This is a genomic window from Cyclobacterium qasimii M12-11B (assembly GCF_000427295.1).
In the GTDB taxonomy this organism is placed as follows: domain Bacteria; phylum Bacteroidota; class Bacteroidia; order Cytophagales; family Cyclobacteriaceae; genus Cyclobacterium; species Cyclobacterium qasimii.
Genome location: NZ_ATNM01000110.1, coordinates 35,221 through 51,196, shown reverse-complemented (window position 1 = coordinate 51,196; position 15,976 = coordinate 35,221). Strand labels below are relative to the sequence as shown.

The 15,976-nt window shown below is 38.6% G+C and carries 13 protein-coding genes; 3 read left to right on the top strand and 10 right to left on the bottom strand.

Annotated features, from left to right (window positions below):
• Position 1: 1 nt before the first annotated feature.
• A complete protein-coding gene (locus tag ADICYQ_RS12705) occupies positions 2–787 on the bottom strand; it encodes an enoyl-CoA hydratase/isomerase family protein (protein WP_020888828.1) in 786 nt (261 codons plus the stop codon).
• 413 nt (positions 788–1,200) lie between these two features.
• Between ADICYQ_RS12705 and ADICYQ_RS12700 the strand changes: the two genes are divergently transcribed.
• Both ADICYQ_RS12700 and ADICYQ_RS12695 read left to right on the top strand, forming a co-directional pair.
• Positions 1,201–2,667 (top strand): NADP-dependent isocitrate dehydrogenase, encoded by a 1,467-nt coding sequence (locus tag ADICYQ_RS12700; RefSeq protein ID WP_020888827.1) that lies wholly within the window; start codon positions 1,201–1,203, stop codon positions 2,665–2,667.
• A 55-nt stretch (positions 2,668–2,722) separates the two neighbouring features.
• The gene (locus ADICYQ_RS12695) at positions 2,723–4,009 is read left to right on the top strand and encodes a glycosyltransferase family 4 protein (RefSeq protein WP_020888826.1); all 1,287 of its coding nucleotides are present in this window, start codon (positions 2,723–2,725) and stop codon (positions 4,007–4,009) included.
• Positions 4,010–4,077: 68 nt separating this feature from the next.
• On the opposite strand, the gene ADICYQ_RS12690 is transcribed toward ADICYQ_RS12695, so the two are convergent.
• The 5 genes from ADICYQ_RS12690 to ADICYQ_RS12670 form a co-directional block, all read right to left on the bottom strand.
• Positions 4,078–5,202: an oligosaccharide flippase family protein gene (locus ADICYQ_RS12690; RefSeq protein ID WP_235114612.1), complete on the bottom strand. Its 1,125-nt coding sequence runs from the start codon at positions 5,200–5,202 to the stop codon at positions 4,078–4,080.
• A gap of 435 nt (positions 5,203–5,637) precedes the next feature.
• Positions 5,638–6,660 (bottom strand): glycosyltransferase family 4 protein, encoded by a 1,023-nt coding sequence (locus tag ADICYQ_RS12685; protein ID WP_040416080.1) that lies wholly within the window; start codon positions 6,658–6,660, stop codon positions 5,638–5,640.
• An 18-nt stretch (positions 6,661–6,678) separates the two neighbouring features.
• Positions 6,679–7,392, bottom strand: a complete 714-nt coding sequence (locus tag ADICYQ_RS12680; RefSeq protein ID WP_020888821.1) for a class I SAM-dependent methyltransferase — start codon at positions 7,390–7,392, stop codon at positions 6,679–6,681.
• Positions 7,393–7,394: 2 nt separating this feature from the next.
• Positions 7,395–9,836, bottom strand: a complete 2,442-nt coding sequence (locus tag ADICYQ_RS12675) for a YfhO family protein (protein WP_020888820.1) — start codon at positions 9,834–9,836, stop codon at positions 7,395–7,397.
• Between the two features lie 358 nt (positions 9,837–10,194).
• Positions 10,195–10,875 (bottom strand): Rossmann-fold NAD(P)-binding domain-containing protein, encoded by a 681-nt coding sequence (locus ADICYQ_RS12670; RefSeq protein ID WP_020888819.1) that lies wholly within the window; start codon positions 10,873–10,875, stop codon positions 10,195–10,197.
• A gap of 648 nt (positions 10,876–11,523) precedes the next feature.
• On the opposite strand from ADICYQ_RS12670, the gene ADICYQ_RS27725 reads away from it, so the two are divergent.
• Entirely contained in the window at positions 11,524–12,156 is a 633-nt protein-coding gene (locus ADICYQ_RS27725; protein ID WP_020888818.1) for a phage tail fiber protein, read from the top strand.
• A gap of 449 nt (positions 12,157–12,605) precedes the next feature.
• On the opposite strand, the gene ADICYQ_RS27140 is transcribed toward ADICYQ_RS27725, so the two are convergent.
• The 4 genes from ADICYQ_RS27140 to ADICYQ_RS12645 form a co-directional block, all read right to left on the bottom strand.
• Entirely contained in the window at positions 12,606–12,878 is a 273-nt protein-coding gene (locus ADICYQ_RS27140) for a hypothetical protein (RefSeq protein ID WP_020888815.1), read from the bottom strand.
• A 17-nt stretch (positions 12,879–12,895) separates the two neighbouring features.
• Complete coding sequence (locus tag ADICYQ_RS12655) at positions 12,896–13,339, bottom strand: RNA polymerase sigma factor (protein WP_020888814.1); 444 nt, start codon at positions 13,337–13,339, stop codon at positions 12,896–12,898.
• A gap of 291 nt (positions 13,340–13,630) precedes the next feature.
• Entirely contained in the window at positions 13,631–14,500 is an 870-nt protein-coding gene (locus tag ADICYQ_RS12650) for a glycerophosphodiester phosphodiesterase (RefSeq protein WP_161625600.1), read from the bottom strand.
• Between the two features lie 493 nt (positions 14,501–14,993).
• On the bottom strand, positions 14,994–15,968 hold the full coding sequence (locus ADICYQ_RS12645; protein WP_020888811.1) for a PorP/SprF family type IX secretion system membrane protein: 975 nt from the start codon (positions 15,966–15,968) through the stop codon (positions 14,994–14,996).
• Positions 15,969–15,976 lie beyond the last annotated feature (8 nt).

Sequence of the window (15,976 nt, the reverse complement as noted above, 5' to 3'; positions counted from 1 at the left end):
ATTACTCCCCTTTAAAATTAGGTTTCCTTTTTTCGAGAAAGGCTTTGGTTCCTTCCCTATAATCTTCGGATTTAACGCATCTTGCGAAGCTGTTGGCCTCGATCTGATACCCGTTTTCGTCGGTAGCAAAAACTGCATTGACACAGTCGACTATCATGCCGATGGACAATGGCGCTTTGCTCATTATCTTCCTTAAAATCTCCTCTGCTTTGGCTATTGCATCTTCTTTTGTGGCTTCTACATGGTTTAGTAGCCCTAAAGATTTTGCTTCGTTGACGTCTAGCATATCTCCAGTCATCAGGATTTCCGTGGCTTTTGTTCTACCGATAAGGTTAGTAAGCCTTTGGGTGCCTCCATATCCAGGGATAATCCCTAAATTCACTTCCGGTTGTCCAAATTTGGCATTAGAAGTAGCAATTCTCATGTGGCAGGCAATAGCCAATTCACATCCCCCTCCCAGCGCATAGCCATTGACTACAGCGATTACAGGTTTATGACAAGATTCAATATTATCAAAAACTTCCTGACCAAATTCAGCAAACTTTCTTGCATTGAGTTCGTTGAGCTCTGAAATTTCATTGATATCAGCACCAGCGACAAAGGCCTTTTCTCCTGCACCCGTAATGATTACGCCTCTTATGGATTTGTTATCATTCACCTCGTTGAAAATGTTTTTCAATTCTTCTAAGGTGCTGAAATTTAAGGCGTTGAGTTTGGTCTCTCTGCTGATGGTAAGATAAAGTATTCCGTCTTTAGTCTCTGAAAGAATATTTTTTTGTTCAGCCATTCCAATTCTTCAATGTTAAGGCCCAAATATACGAGGTGCCTGATCAATCACAAAAGATTCGGCTAAAAAACATACATCAGTGGAAAAGTCACTTTTCATAAAAAAGCTATAAAATTGTATTTTAGATAAGGAGAAAACCATTTAGTAATCGAAATGGTAATTTAAATAAATCGAAATTGGGATGTTCACTTGGGTTATCTCACGACTGACCAGCCATTGATTTCGAAATATGTTTGGTAGTTTATCGCCTTTTCCAGGAGCGCTCTTTTTTGTATACGGATTGGTATTGATCGAATTAGCCTTTTTTTAGATTCAAAATGTCTATTAATTCTCAGGTTGAATCGATTGTATGTCAATATTTTCTATTTTTGTATTGAAGGTAAAAACATATTTAAATTTCAATCACTTACCACATGACCGAAAAAAAGAAAATTACAGTAGCATTTGGAGACGGCATTGGTCCGGAGATAATGAATGCAACCTTGTCAATTTTGGAAGCAGCAGGAGCAGCTATCGAACCGGATATTATAGAAATAGGTGAGCAGGTATATTTAAAGGGGATAAGTTCGGGGATAGCATCTAGTGCTTGGGACTCTCTTAGAGAGACCAAAGTATTTTTAAAATCCCCTATCACAACTCCCCAAGGAGGAGGGTTTAAGAGTCTGAATGTAACGACACGTAAGACTTTAGGACTTTACGCCAACGTAAGGCCTTGCAAGGCATATTCTCCTTTTATCCATACGCATTTCCCTAAAACGGATTTGGTTATTATCAGGGAGAATGAAGAAGATCTTTATGCCGGCATAGAGCACAGACAGACGGATGAGGTATTTCAATGTTTGAAGTTGATCTCAAGACCTGGTAGTGAGAAGATCGTCAGGTATGCTTTTGAATATGCCCGCATGAACAAGCGGAAAAAAGTCACTTGTATGACCAAGGACAACATCATGAAAATGACAGATGGTATTTTTCACCAGATGTTTAATGAGGTTGCCAAGGAGTATCCAGAAATTGAAACAGATCATAAGATTATAGATATAGCGACTGCACTAATTGCAGACAGCCCAGAAATATTTGATGTGATTGTCACCTTGAATCTTTATGGCGACATTATTTCAGACGTAGCCGCGCAAGTAACGGGTTCCGTTGGTCTTGGAGGATCAGCCAATGTGGGAGAAGACGTGGCAATGTTTGAAGCCATTCACGGGTCTGCACCTGACATAGCAGGTATGGACATTGCGAACCCTTCTGGCTTGTTAAATGGAGCAATCATGATGCTGGTACATATTGGTCAGCCTGAAGTGGCTCAAAAGATCAGCAATGCATGGATGGCTACCCTTGAAGATGGCATTCATACTGGAGACATTTATCAAGACGGCATAAGCACCAAAAGAGTAGGTACTAAGGAATTTGCTGAGGCGGTGATCGCTAGATTGGGAAAAGAACCTAAAAGCATGAAAAAAGCGGTTTTTGCTAAAGCTGAGCGAAGTGAAGCCGAGATAAAGAAAGCTCTCGCCATCAAACCACGAAAAGCTGCTGAAAAAGTATTGATAGGATTGGATGTGTTTATTGACTGGAAAGAGGGGGACAGAGACCCTAACGTGATGGGAGATAAACTTAGGTCGGTCAATGCTGATGGATTAAAGATGCAACTTGTTACCAACAGAGGTGTGAGAGTGTACCCAGATGGAATGAAAGAGACATTTTGTTCAGACCACTGGAGGGTGAGGTTTTTTGATGCGGATGATAAAAGCATTACTCATGGCCAGACCATAGAAATACTTAAACAAGTGGGTGATCTTGGTTTTGACTTTATAAAAACAGAGAACCTATACACCTTCGATGGGGAAAGAGGTTTCTCATTGGCACAAGGCGAATAATTATTTATTATCATTCAAGCAGGATTATCACTTCCTGCTTGAATTTTTTTGTTGTATGAAAAGGGTCCTGATTATTACCTATTACTGGCCACCAAGTGCTGGATCTGGCGTTCAACGCTGGCTGAAATTTTCCAAGTACCTTCCTGAATTTGGCTGGCAACCGGTGATTTTTACTCCTGAAAACCCTGATTTTGCTTTACAAGATAGCTCACTTGAGAAAGAAGTAGATATGAATACTGAGGTTTTGAAGTTTCCTATTTGGGAACCCTATCAGTTGTTCAGGTCACTTAAAAAACAGCAACCAAAGGATACTGCAAGCATTCTGGAGTATAAAAACCCAGGGGCAATCGACCAACTTGCCGTGTGGCTCAGAGGGAATTTATTAATTCCTGATCCACGACTATTTTGGATCAAACCCGCAGTTAATTTTTTGTCGGAAATCTGTGAACAGAATGATTTTAAAGCCATCATCACTACTGGTCCTCCCCACAGCATGCACCTGATCGGGAGAAACCTGAAAAGAAAAACAGGTATTCCCTGGCTTGCAGACTTTCGTGATCCCTGGTCAAACTGGGAGTTTTTGGATACGCTTAAGTTAAGCCAGTTTGCCAGAAAGAAACACCAAAAGCTTGAAGCTAGCGTGTTTAAAGAAGCAGACAGTCTAGTCACCATTTCCCCTACTTTTAAAAATGAAATGCAGGGGATAGGAGCTGAAAATGTTCAGGTAGTATTAAATGGTTATGATCCGGCAGATATTCCTGATTCGCTTGCTCCTCCGGATCACAAAGCTTCTGTTTTAGAGATTGTTTATTCTGGAGTGATTGACGGTATAAGAGATCCCTTTCCATTTTTAATGGCCTTAAAAACTGTTTTTGGGGAGACTTCAGGCAAGGTAAGGCTTACTTTTGTAGGGAGGGTGAATGAAAGTGTGAAAAAACTGGTCGCCCAGGACAGCTGGTTCAATGCACATGTTGAATTGCCAGGTTATGTTTCTCATGGTGAGGTGTTCTCCTTTTATGAAAAAGCCCAACTATTGCTTTTGATTCTTACCAATACTAAAAATGCCAAAGGTAATATTCCTGGGAAATTGTTTGAGTACATGGCTACTGGTCGGGAGGTTTTGGCCTTGGGGGACCCGATGGGGGATTCGGCTTCTATTATTAATGCATCAGGGGCGGGTAAAGTTTTTGCTCATCAAGATGAAGAAGGTTTGGTTCAGTTTCTTCGTGATTTTGCTAAAGGGGAAAACCAAGGTATAGCAAAGGCAGACATTCAACAGTACAGTAGAAAAAACATTACTCAGCAGTTGGCGATTTTACTCGATGACATTGCAAAGAAGTAGTTTTCAAAGGCTGTAGGAATCAAGGCATTTCTTTCTTGGTATAACTTTAAATTGCCTAAGCCTGGTCCTCAACGATTATTTATCATAGCGAGCACTTGCTTTACTTTTTGAATTATCATTGTTTCTGTTTCAGGTGCGGCTTTTAATAAGTGTACGAGCAGAAGGTAAACTGCCGTAACAATGCCACTTCTAATTAGAATGTCGGGAATAACGGATGAAAAAGTAGGGATCAAATAATACGAAACTGCCCAGCTAAGGCCTCCGGAGATAAGTATGAAAAACACACCGGGTGTGAAAGGATTGAAGCCTAACCTTATTTTTATGTAGATAAATTTCACCAGGTTATAACAAAACATGGCAATCAGAGATGCCAAAGCAGCACCTTCAATTCCGTATAGTGGAATCAAAGCAAGGTTGAAAATGATTACCGCAGCACTCATTAAAAGTGTAGCCGTGATATTAAAGGTATAAAACTTTGAAAAGACGATGATTTCTCCGTTAACTGAAAAAATAACATCTGTTAGTTTACCCAAACCTATCAATAAAACCACCCACTTTCCTTGTTCATAAATGGCCCGATTGGGGACAAAATGATAAAGGTTTTCGATATTGATCCATATCATCAGGAAGATTAGCAGGCAAATTAATAGCTGGTTGATTGCTATTTTTTTGTAAAGCGCATTTATTCCCGCAAGTTGATTTTCTGCAAACATCTCAGAAATAACAGGCATGGCCACTTGAGATATCGCCCGTCTGGGCATTTCTATGACTACCGCTATAGAAAAACCAATGGTATAGATCGCATTCGCATCCAGCCCTATCATTGAGCTCACCATAATGCTGTCAATTTTCATGATGAGCAGCGCTCCAGCGGTGCCCAGGAGGGTGATCAAACTGTATTGTAAAAATTCCTTCTTAAAGGGTTGGGTAATCCCTTCCCAGTTAAAATCAATTTTAAATATCTTTTCCCTTTTCATGTAAAAAACCATGGAAAGCATGGCCAACATATAGACTGCCCCCATGCCCCAAATCATGATGCTAAAGGTGTAAAATGACAAGAAATACCCGATAACCAGCATAGCCATAAGAATCCTCAAGAATACATCCCTAATCAATGAAGGGATGGCTACTTTTAGAAATGATCTGCAAAATGCATCGAGAAGCGAATTGATTAGCGAGAAAAATGCAATCAAAAGTGCAACAATCAGGAAGTTATTAACCTCAGGGGCTTTCTCCGCAAAAGCATTAATGATAGGATTTTTGAAAATAAAAAAAGTATGGCCACCAAAAAAAAGCCTATGGTAGCGATAAACATGCTAAAACTAAAGAAGGCAAATTCGTTGCCCCTCAATCTGGGAAAGAAACGTGTTATGCCATGACCGATACCCAATTGAGCGAATGGAACTAAAAGTAAAGCAATGTCCTGTACAGTTTTAAATAAACCGATCTGCGATGGACTAAGTACGTAGGGAAACAACCACAATAAATTGACATAACCTACGAGGACTCCCAGATAGGAAAAAACGGTTGTAAGTACACTTTGCTTAACACCTGCCATCAATAGTTGAATTTAATACTTGAATATTTCATTCAAAGTTGGAGATTATTTTTTTATACAGGCGTCAAAATTATTTTAAAATCGCAATCAGCTTTTCTTTTCTCAGGGCATAATTGAAATTTTCCTTAATCCTTTGCGCCGTATTTATTCGAAGTGTTTCTAAATCGATTTGATCTAGTTTGGAAACCAAGTCCTGTAAAAGTTTGAAATCCTTTTTAGGTAGAATAAAACCGGTTTCCCCAATGATTTTAGCAATTTCACCCACATCACTCCCGATTGGAACACATCCACATAGCATGGCTTCAGCGAGGGCGTTTGGAAAACCTTCTGAATAGGAAAGCTGTAAATAAAACTGATTGCTTCTGTATACCTCTCTAATGTCTTTTTGGGCAAGTGAAGGCAACACGGTAACATTTGGAAGTGTGGTTTGAAAATTTTCATCTCCAATGATTGTAAATAGATAGCTTGGGAAAGCTTTTGCCATTTCAAGTACAAGGTCTATGCCCTTGACCAAGGCCCGGTTTTTTTTTGAAATTCCTGTGGCTACTGTTACAAAGGAGAAAGGTGTTTTTCTCCTTTGATCATCGCTCCAGAATTGGTCATCAAAGCCATTGTATACAACTTGTATTTTGGTCTTTAGATCCGGAATCAAGTGTAACAAGCCCTGCTTTTTTGGAGAATCAGAATCATAGGTGTAGGTTGATTTAACCAAGGAATTGGAAACGGGCAGGATTAGTGAGCAGTTTTTAAAACTATATACGGTGGCTTTTTTAAGCCATTTTTTCCTGTAGTTGCCATAATCAATTTTGGGAAGGTGCATGGCGTCTGTACCTCCGCATTCTATTATTACTTCTTTGCTGAACAGCTTTCCGAGAAGGACAGGGATAATGGTATGGTAGCCAGCAAAAAAGCAAAGGTATTTTTTAGTGAACGGAAGCAATACCAACAGCTGAAGAAATTGAAACACTATAAAAAAAGGTAGTAAATAGGGGTTTGTTGTGAAATTGAGGTGAACAATACGAAAAGTAGGGCTTAACATCTCTATATCCCTTTGGATAAAAGCAGTAGGAATAGGAGAGATATAGAGGATCATTTATTCGTCAATTGAAATTTAAAAAGTTGGTAATTTTTGTTTTAGTTTGATCAATAGTCTTTCCTTAAAAATAGACCATTTGTCCCTATGTTTGGTGGTTTGAATGGCCTGTTTCTTTTTAAATACGAAATACTGATAATCTTTCTCTTTGTAAAAAAGACCATAGGTTTCCATTTTGTCAAGGTAAAAATCATTAGCCGACAGTTTGCTGACCAGTTCTCCGGTATCCAAAGGTTGATCTATTACCTGAAGTTTTTCCGGTTCATTTGCGATCATCCATTCCAGAAATCTTGGGGAAGGTATATGAATAAAAATAATAGTGCCTGAATGACTGTGTTTTTTAATGGTCTCAAATAAAGCAAAGTGATCCTCCACAGGTATATGTTCCAATACGTCTGGGAAAACAATGGTATCAAATAAGGTGTCTGCTTTCTGGAAATCCTTCATGTCAGAGACCTCAAAGTGGAGGTTGTCAAAACCCTTCCAAATTGATTTTGCTTGTGCGATACTTTCTGGACTAATGTCCACCGCCAGGACTTCACCCTTAGGAGTGTTTTTGGCAATAAGTTGACTTACCGTGCCTATCCCACAACCGACCTCCAATACCTTATGATGAGGTTTTAAACCTGCATTTTTCAATTTAGAAATAATGCTTAGGTGTCTTGAGTTTACACCAGTTTTGATTTGCTGGTTGGCAAATTTGTCATAAAATTGGGCAACGTCTTTTGTCATCTTTAAATAGTCGAATCTTGTTTGATTATAAGATTTTTGAAAACAGCAAATAATAAGGATAAGACTACTAAGTATTGAACGATCACAGAAAGTAACTCCCAACGATAATAAGCAGTCGGTTCAAAGCGCATCTCTACCTGATGTTCTCCTTCTGGTAGCATAAGTCCTCTCAATAAATAATTGACACGTAAAATGGGTGTCTCTTGCCCATCTATAAAAGCTTTCCAGCCTTTAGGGTAATAAATTTCGGAGAAAACAGCCAGACCGGATTTTTCTACTGATACTTTATAGGACAATGCATCAGGGGAGTAGGAGCTCAATGAAATATCGCCTTTACCAGTACTTATGCTTTGATTTTCGTTGTCTTGGGCATTGTAGGTGGCTGTCAATTTGGTGTTTACTTTTGCCAAAGCTTCAATTTCCTCCTCATTTGTCTTTGTACCTTCTATGCTCTCAGGAAACCATGCTGGTCCGTTTGCTTCAGGGTTTAGAAAAACGGCGTTTTCGGCCCTTCCAGCCATAAGGTATTTGGTATTCAGCATGTTCAGTGTCTGAATGCCTTCATAATCAAAATTTCCTTCCTGTGCTTTTTTTACAAAGTTGTTGATTTCGGTACCAAGTATTCTGTCTATCAGGTCATTGTATCGGCTCATTTTGGCTCCATGGTAACCACCTATGCTGTTGAATCGATAGCTCGTTCTGGCATCATTGAAGGGGTTTTGGATGTTCAATACACGGAAATAGTCTTTGTCAGCACTTATTTTATTATCAGCAGGAGTTGCTGCGAAATGTTGTTCGCTAGGGTTATCAGAAAAGCTATCTTTATCCAGGTAACGGCTATTGACTCCCCAAAGGTCTATCAGTAACAATGCCCCAATGCCTATAACTGCGTAGTTGATTTTTAATTTATTGTAGAGGACTAGCCCTATGAGCACCGCAGAAATCACAATAAAGATCCCAGACCTCATCGCATCAGATACAAGCATGCTTTTTCGATCTGATTTTAGAGCTGCCATCAGCCAGTCAGGGTATCCTGAATTAGGAGCAGAAGATTGGTATCCTGCCCAGGAAGCGAAGATGATCCCAAGCACTATCAAACCCAGGGTAATCCCAGTCCCTATAAGAAAAGATTTTTTGGTCCCTTTTTCCCCTGATTTGCTTAGAACATTTTCAAGCCCGATGGCACCAAAGAGAGGGATTACAAATAGGGTCATTCCCAATGCCATGGAAACAGCCCTGAACTTATTGTATCCAGGGAAATAGTCAAAAACCGTGTAATTAAACCAGGCCAGATTTTTTCCCCAGGATAGCATTAGGGTCAATAGGGTCATGGACAGAAAAACATTTCTATACAAAGGAGGAGCAAAGATTATCCCTAAAACGAACAAGAAAATCATGACAGCACCCCCATACATTGGACCACCGGTAAATGGTTGGTCACCCCAATAGGTGGGAGCACCATTGATGAATTGATTGACCTGCGCATTGTCCACCCCATTTGCACGAAGGGCTTTCTCAGAAGCTGAATTTTTAGGAATGGCATCTTGCGAAGCACCTCCAAAATAGTTTGGGATTAAAAGGGTAAAGGTTTCAAGCTTTCCATTGGACCAATTAAAGGCATAATCCTTGTCAAGTCCGGTGTCATTTTGGTTGACTGCAGGAAGGTTACGCTCGCCCCGGATAGAATACTTTCCATATTCCAAAACAGAGCTTAATCTTGCCGCATGCCCCATCACGCCTATTACAGCAGCCAGTAACAACATGCCGGTAACTTTGGCGAAAGCTGGTAACTTTTGTTGCTTGTAAGCAATTACCAATTGGCCGATCCCATAAACAATAACCAATAATAGGGTGTAATAGGTGATTTGTAGGTGATTGAATTTTAATTGAAGCAATACTGCTAGTCCGGTAAGGACTACACCAAGCAGTTTTTTATTTGTGAAAGCCAAGTGAACACCGGCCAATAATAGTGGGACAATACATACTGCCCATATTTTGGCATTGTGTCCGGCTTCAAGGCTGAGGAAATTAAAGGTGTTGAAGGAAAAGGCCCAGGCGCCTAACAGCGCAATAACCGAACGAACTTTAAAACAGAGCAGTAACAGGTACATCGAGACCATTCCAAAGAAAAGGGCACTTATAGGGTGCGGAAGTCCCAGCGTTAGAACCTTTATAAGTGTGTTTGTAATGTCACCTTTAGGTGCGAGGTGGATTAAGTAAGCGGGCATTCCGCCAAACATCCGGTTGGTCCATAAGGCTTCTTCACCAGTGCTTTCTCTATAATCTAAAAGCTCTTTGGCAGAACCTTCCCATTGAAGGATATCTGACTGGAACATCATTTTTCCATCAAATACAATTGGAGAAAAATAGAGAACCACGATTAGGTAAAAGGAAGAAATCGCTAAAAAATGGGGCAATACATCTGCTTTCAAATCAAACTTCATGTTCTAATCGTCTTGAATTAAGTTAGGTTTAAAATTCAATCTGCAAATTAGTAAAAAACGCCGGATTATCGTAGATGGCCTGGTGTCTGGATGACTGTTAAGTTCAATTATTCTTAATAATGGATGGTAAATGTTTCTGAAATTAATTCCTTTGGATCATTATGAAGAAAATCTTGATTAGATTATAAGGCAAGAAGGAAGTAGTTTTAACGTACTTTGATCTTGTATAGAGCAGTCCTTGGTAGGGTTGATGGCGGTGCCTGAATTTTACCTAAGACAGTCATCTGAGTTTTATGTTGAGGGTTTAGCCCCACACTTACTCGATTACTGGCAGGGCTTAGTAGGGTTTATATTCGTTTTATTTAATTACCGAATAAAACTGGTCCCATTGTAACATTTCGTAGCCTTTACCCTTATTGAAAATGTTTTTTGCCATTGCCTGTCCTAGCACCTCTACTGGGATGCCACGGTATTTCCGTAGACCTCCTATAAAAAAGGGTTTCAGAAGTGGCCAAACTTTCAAGGTAATGGCTTGAGCAACTCCATATCGATTAGTGGGGGTTAAAATCATAGAGGGTTGAAATATGCTTAATCTTTCAAAATTCAATTCTTTTAAAGCTTCTACCAATTCTCCTTTTATACGTAAATAAAAAGACCTTGATTTTGGATGTATTCCTACTGATGCCAGTAACTCAAAATGTTTAATCCCAGCCTTTTTGCATGCCATGGCAAAATCTAATACCGCTTTTTTGTCAATTTTTATAAATTCTTCTTTGCTTATTTTTGAAGGTTCACCTACACCTAAAGTGCAAATGGCACTGCTGTGACCAGATAAGAATTCCTGGTAAGAATGGGCATCACTGATGCTAATAATGTGTTGTTGTACAAAATCAACGGCTATGCCTGAAATGGCTTTTCTTCCTAGCAATGTCAATTGCGAAACATTACTGAGAGAAAGAAGAGCGTTTAAAGCGGCTGTGCCAACGGCACCACTGGCACCGAGCATTACAATCGATTGTTGGTTGGGTTTTGTATTCATCACGTATTTTTATTCAATTTGATGTTATTATGGAAAACAACTTCATTGTTGTTTATTCAGTTTTCATATGGAATGGTTTTCTTTCGACTATACCACCTCTCGATGCCGTTAGGGCAGTGTATCCCTAATTCTCTTAATAATTAGGGATAAAAACCTTAATGGGGGATTACTGAGCAATCTATTTCCTATTTCTTTCAGGTCGGTGAAAAATAAATATTTCATGGATTTGCTTCGACCCAAGTTAACTACATTACCTTACTTATCAATCCCCTCAAATCGAAGTTTAACAATTTTATTCCCATACTATTTATTTAAACGATTCTAGAATCCAATTTTTGAGATTAGCGATTGATCAGTAATGGATTAGGCCATCCTGTAGGATTTTTTCCCTGTATTTACCTTGTTTGTTGAAGCGGTAGGCAAATCCTTCCAAAAACCATTGCCTCGTAAATTAGGCTGGTGAAATTAGCGAAAGTTAGCAGCCTTTCTATTCAGCGCTTTTAGTTCTTTTTGTAATTAATATATGAATTAACAGTAAATTATTCATAAAAATTTTAATTTATTAAAACAAATTTCGTTATTTCTTGTTCCGTAAAATTTTATTGATGTTGTTAAAAAAATAAACAAATAAAATTTTAACAAAACGAAATGAAACGAATTTTAGGTAAACATTGGTATCTTATGATATTGCTCCCTTTTTTGGTATTTGCATGTGTTGAAGACGGAGAAACTGGACCACAAGGAGAAGATGGTATAGGGTTACAGGGCGATCAAGGTGAACAGGGCGATCAGGGCGATCAGGGTGTTCAAGGTGACCAAGGAGACCAAGGCGATCAGGGTGACACAGGTACGGCTAATGTGATTTATTCTGATTGGATAACATTCGAAAGTAATTTATGGAGTCAACCTATTTCTTATATTAATGTAAACCGAAGGAGGTATAGGATATCAGCTGCTGATTTGACCGAAAATATCTTGAATACTGGTATTATAATGGTTTACATAAGGAATGCAGGTCCAAAACAAGCTTATCCTCTGCCTCTTACTAGGGCTATAAATATAAGTACTAATCAAGTAATGGCCTTTGATGCTGCTATTGGCTTCATGATGATAAATTTATATAATTTAGACAATACTGATGATCCAGGGGTACCTTCTGAATCATGGGACTACAGATATGTTTTCATACCTGGCGGCACGCCAGCGTCGGCTAGCAGGATAGCCAATATAGATCTTTTAGATTTCGAAGAAGTTAAGCTGGAGTATAATATTCCTGATTGATTTTTTTTATAAAAAGCTACCTGAGTACTTCAGGTAGCTTTTTATTCATTGGTGTACTTTCTTTTTAGACCTTGCTATTTAGGTCATTTCTATTCACTTTTCAGCTTCTCAACGCTTCCATTTCTTTTATTAAGAAGTTGATTTTTTTATCTCTGCTATAGTTTGTTTGTTTAAAACCAATTTCAAAAATTGCCAAAGCAAGAAGGGCGATCATTGGCAAAAGTAAAACAAAGTCAGGCTGGGCCAGTTTAGCGCGTCAATTCCAAATATTTCACCTATGGTCTTTGATTGATTATTAAAGTAGGTATAAAGTAGCATGGGAAAAAAGATTATTGCTACACTTGATATTGCTAGGTTTTTATTGAAGCTGGTGATTTCATACAATTTCTTTCTTACAGCAACTAAATAATCATAGCAGCTGTCACCGTAACTAATCATTTTCAAAGATTTTATTTGCTTAATGCCAACATAAAACCAGAGAAGGCAAGGAAGTGCACACATAACACCCCAAAAAGCACTGTTGTCATTGTCCAGCAAAAGGTTAAAAAGAATTGAGCAAATGCCAATGGAATTAAAATCCACACTTCCACTTTGAAACTCCTCAGTAGTTTATTTATCAAGAGGGTGGATTTTCGATTGTAAAAATCATTAAGTTTTGGCGTTAAGGATGATTTTTCATTTAAAAATCCATCTTCCCATATTTTTTCAAGTGTTTGACTCATAGCTGTTTGATTTTGTGTTATTTGTATATTTCTATCTTGTTCTCCAGTAAATCTTTCAACCTGGACTTAATACGTTGCACCCTTACCGCTATGTTTTTTGCATTGGAGTCCAATATGGTTGCGATTTCTTTGTAAGGTTTTTTCTCCAGGTAAAGTAGAATTATCGTCCGATCTATTTCGGAAAGCTTTTTTATGGCAACGTATAGCTCATTTAAATCTTCGTCACTATAAACCTGCTGATCTTCCACCGACTCATTTAGTGGTAGTTCTGTAACGATGACTTTTCTTGTTTTTTGATCTTGTTTTAGTTGTGTAAGGCAGACATTTAAGGACAATCTGTAAACCCATGTTGACCACTCAGATTTCCCCTGATAATTGTCCCTACTTCGCCAAATCTGTAAGCAAACCTCTTGATAGTAGTCCTCAAAGTCAGCTTGAGAATTGGTGTATAGTCTGCACATCTTTGAAATGATGGCAGCATAAGGCAAAATTCTTGATGTATAAAACGCGTGGCTCAAAGTATCTTTTTCTTTATTAGTGGTGATACTTTGGAAATATAACAGCCTAGTATGGAATTTTTAAAAGATTGGCCTTATTTAAACTGATCCAGGGATCTATTCAAATGGCGTCCAATTCATAGGGAAGAAGCTTTACTATCAAAAAAAATGGCGTTTATGATATTATTGAAAGGAATGTTTTCAGCAGCTGTTCTGTTTTCAAATGTTTTTAATGCGCTTGACCGTGCTAGTGCCTTACTTCTCCTCCAGTATTTTAAAGAGAGCCCTTGGGTCATCTGTGTAGATCCGATCAACACCCATGCCCAATAGTGTTTTCATGGTTTCTGGGTCATTAACAGTCCATGCCCCAGCCTCAATACCGGCTTTGTGTACTTTATCCACTTTTGCCTTTGTAACTCCTACCTGATTGATCACAATGGATTCAAATCCTTCCTTTAACGCAATTTTAATGTCTTCATCAATATCCGAGTCAGCTGGGCGATCCCAAAACACAGGAATTGTGTTTACTTCTTTCTTCACTTCCTTCATTTTCGAAAGGCTACCATCATTAAACCCAACCCATGCTTCCGCATTAAGTTTTTTGATTATATCAATGGCTTCCTTAACACAATTTGATTTTGGCTGAATCGATAAGCGCGTCTTATTTTGTTCCATTATCAAATGGATAATCTCAGAAAGCAAGGGCATACTTTCAGGGGGGCATTCTTTCAAGCTAAGTTTTTTTCGTATTCTAAAATCATGGGCCACATCTATTGATTTCAATGCTTCATAACTTTTCTCTTCTATCTGAAGATCTGTGTCACTAACCCGGCTAGTATTTGCGTCGTGAGTCACTACAATTTGGCCATCTTTTGTCTTGAAAATGTCTAGCTCAATCCAGTCGACTCCAAGAGAAAGGGCACTTTTGAAAGCCGGAATCGTATTCTCCGGGAAGTCTTCAGAATTACCTCTGTGCGCCGTGACGCCATTGTGTGCGAAATTACTTTCACTAGAAAAAACACAACTTACTAATGTGCTTATTACCAGAATAGGGTAATAACCCATCCCTTTTTTCAACACATTAAGCAGGAAGTAAGGCAATAGCGCTTGTACAAATGATACCATTTTTGGGTTTTTGATGGTTAATTTGATCTTTTTAATTATCATGTTATCCCTATGGAACATGTTATCCCTTTGTCTTAATTCAAAAATCAAAACTAAGCTTGCTCATTGATGTTTTAGAGAGAGGTCTCATCTCAACTCCAATTGAGAAATTCTAGTCCTAGCTCCTGTTAGTAAGCATTTTAATTTGAAAAAAAACAGTATATCAAGGCTGTTTGGAAAAGTGTAATGGTTATTTCTAGACTTGAAAGTCAAATTAAAATCACTTAAAGAAACAAATACAACTATCAATATTCCTGCTTTGAATGAACGTCTAATCTAATGGTATTTTAATGTTTTTAAAAGGATTAGTTGGAAGGGCACTTCAAGAACTGATACTTTTACGAAGTAAATGAGCCAAAAGTCATTGTGGCTTTTTAAAACAAATACTTACTGTTTAAAACTTAAGCGTTCAAATGGTAGAAAGTAAGCGAAAAAACTTTTGTCTGCCGATAAATTAAAATCTTCTCTGATTGCGCTGCTTGAGCCATTTGTTATTGAGGTAGTATCCAAGAGAAATCTCGTGACTGTTATTGGTATAATTGCTCTTACTGTTCAAATTGAAATCGTATCCATAACCCATACGGAGTTCGTCGGTAATAAAGATGTCAAATAGCAAAGCGAGGGCAGTTCTGTTTCCCGATATTTCGGAAATGGTTGCCTGGTTTTTAGTTAACCCTGACCGGAAAGAAGTGCCAATCCAATAGTTCTCTTGCAACAAAAACATGGCATTGATGTCAAAACTCGTGGGGCCATTTAGGTCTTCACGGACAAGTACGGAAGGTTTAAAGTATACCTCGCTCGTTAAATGGAATAAAGCTCCCAATTGAAAATAAAAATGAGGATTGTGGGTTGCCACAGCTAGGTTTTTATTCTCTAAAATGTTTTGCCCTACTAAATTATAAGCACTCAAACCTGTGAAAAAGACAGGAGTGTGAAAAAAGATCCCTAGGTTTAAATTGGGTGTAATGGCATTGATACTGCCTTGAGGGATGCCGGGGTCACTAGGGTCATCTGCCTGAAATTGACTTGCATCAAGGCCATAGGAAGTGAAGCCCGAACTGACACCCATTGCTAAAAAGCTTTCATATGATATTTGAGCATTGTAAGAATAGGTGAGTAATAAGGATTGAATTTCGCTGGCCCCAAACTGGTCAGCATTTATGTTTATCCCAAAACCCATTGTTTCATCCAGATTTCCCATATCTGCAGCCAATGAAAAAGTCTGGGGAGCTCCCTCAAAACCACTAAACTGAGTTCGGTATGTTGCCTGTACAAATGGCTCTACTTTATAACCGGCATAGGCAGGGTTGACATGCACACCATTAAATACATATTGGCTGTATTGAGGTAATTGTTGGGCACGCACACTTGTCAGCGTGACAAATACACCAAAAATTATAAGAATGCTATTTAAATTATTTGGCTTCATATTTTACT

What these genes read in the sequence shown, in the direction of transcription:
- ADICYQ_RS12705 (WP_020888828.1), bottom strand. Translation starts at nt 787, where the DNA reads ATGGCTGAACAAAAAAATATTCTTTCAGAGACTAAAGACGGAATACTT.
- ADICYQ_RS12700 (WP_020888827.1), top strand. Translation starts at nt 1,201, where the DNA reads ATGACCGAAAAAAAGAAAATTACAGTAGCATTTGGAGACGGCATTGGT.
- ADICYQ_RS12695 (WP_020888826.1), top strand. Translation starts at nt 2,723, where the DNA reads ATGAAAAGGGTCCTGATTATTACCTATTACTGGCCACCAAGTGCTGGA.
- ADICYQ_RS12685 (WP_040416080.1), bottom strand. Translation starts at nt 6,660, where the DNA reads ATGATCCTCTATATCTCTCCTATTCCTACTGCTTTTATCCAAAGGGAT.
- ADICYQ_RS12680 (WP_020888821.1), bottom strand. Translation starts at nt 7,392, where the DNA reads ATGACAAAAGACGTTGCCCAATTTTATGACAAATTTGCCAACCAGCAA.
- ADICYQ_RS12675 (WP_020888820.1), bottom strand. Translation starts at nt 9,836, where the DNA reads ATGAAGTTTGATTTGAAAGCAGATGTATTGCCCCATTTTTTAGCGATT.
- ADICYQ_RS12670 (WP_020888819.1), bottom strand. Translation starts at nt 10,875, where the DNA reads ATGAATACAAAACCCAACCAACAATCGATTGTAATGCTCGGTGCCAGT.
- ADICYQ_RS27725 (WP_020888818.1), top strand. Translation starts at nt 11,524, where the DNA reads ATGAAACGAATTTTAGGTAAACATTGGTATCTTATGATATTGCTCCCT.
- ADICYQ_RS27140 (WP_020888815.1), bottom strand. Translation starts at nt 12,878, where the DNA reads ATGAGTCAAACACTTGAAAAAATATGGGAAGATGGATTTTTAAATGAA.
- ADICYQ_RS12655 (WP_020888814.1), bottom strand. Translation starts at nt 13,339, where the DNA reads ATGTGCAGACTATACACCAATTCTCAAGCTGACTTTGAGGACTACTAT.
- ADICYQ_RS12650 (WP_161625600.1), bottom strand. Translation starts at nt 14,500, where the DNA reads ATGGTATCATTTGTACAAGCGCTATTGCCTTACTTCCTGCTTAATGTG.
- ADICYQ_RS12645 (WP_020888811.1), bottom strand. Translation starts at nt 15,968, where the DNA reads ATGAAGCCAAATAATTTAAATAGCATTCTTATAATTTTTGGTGTATTT.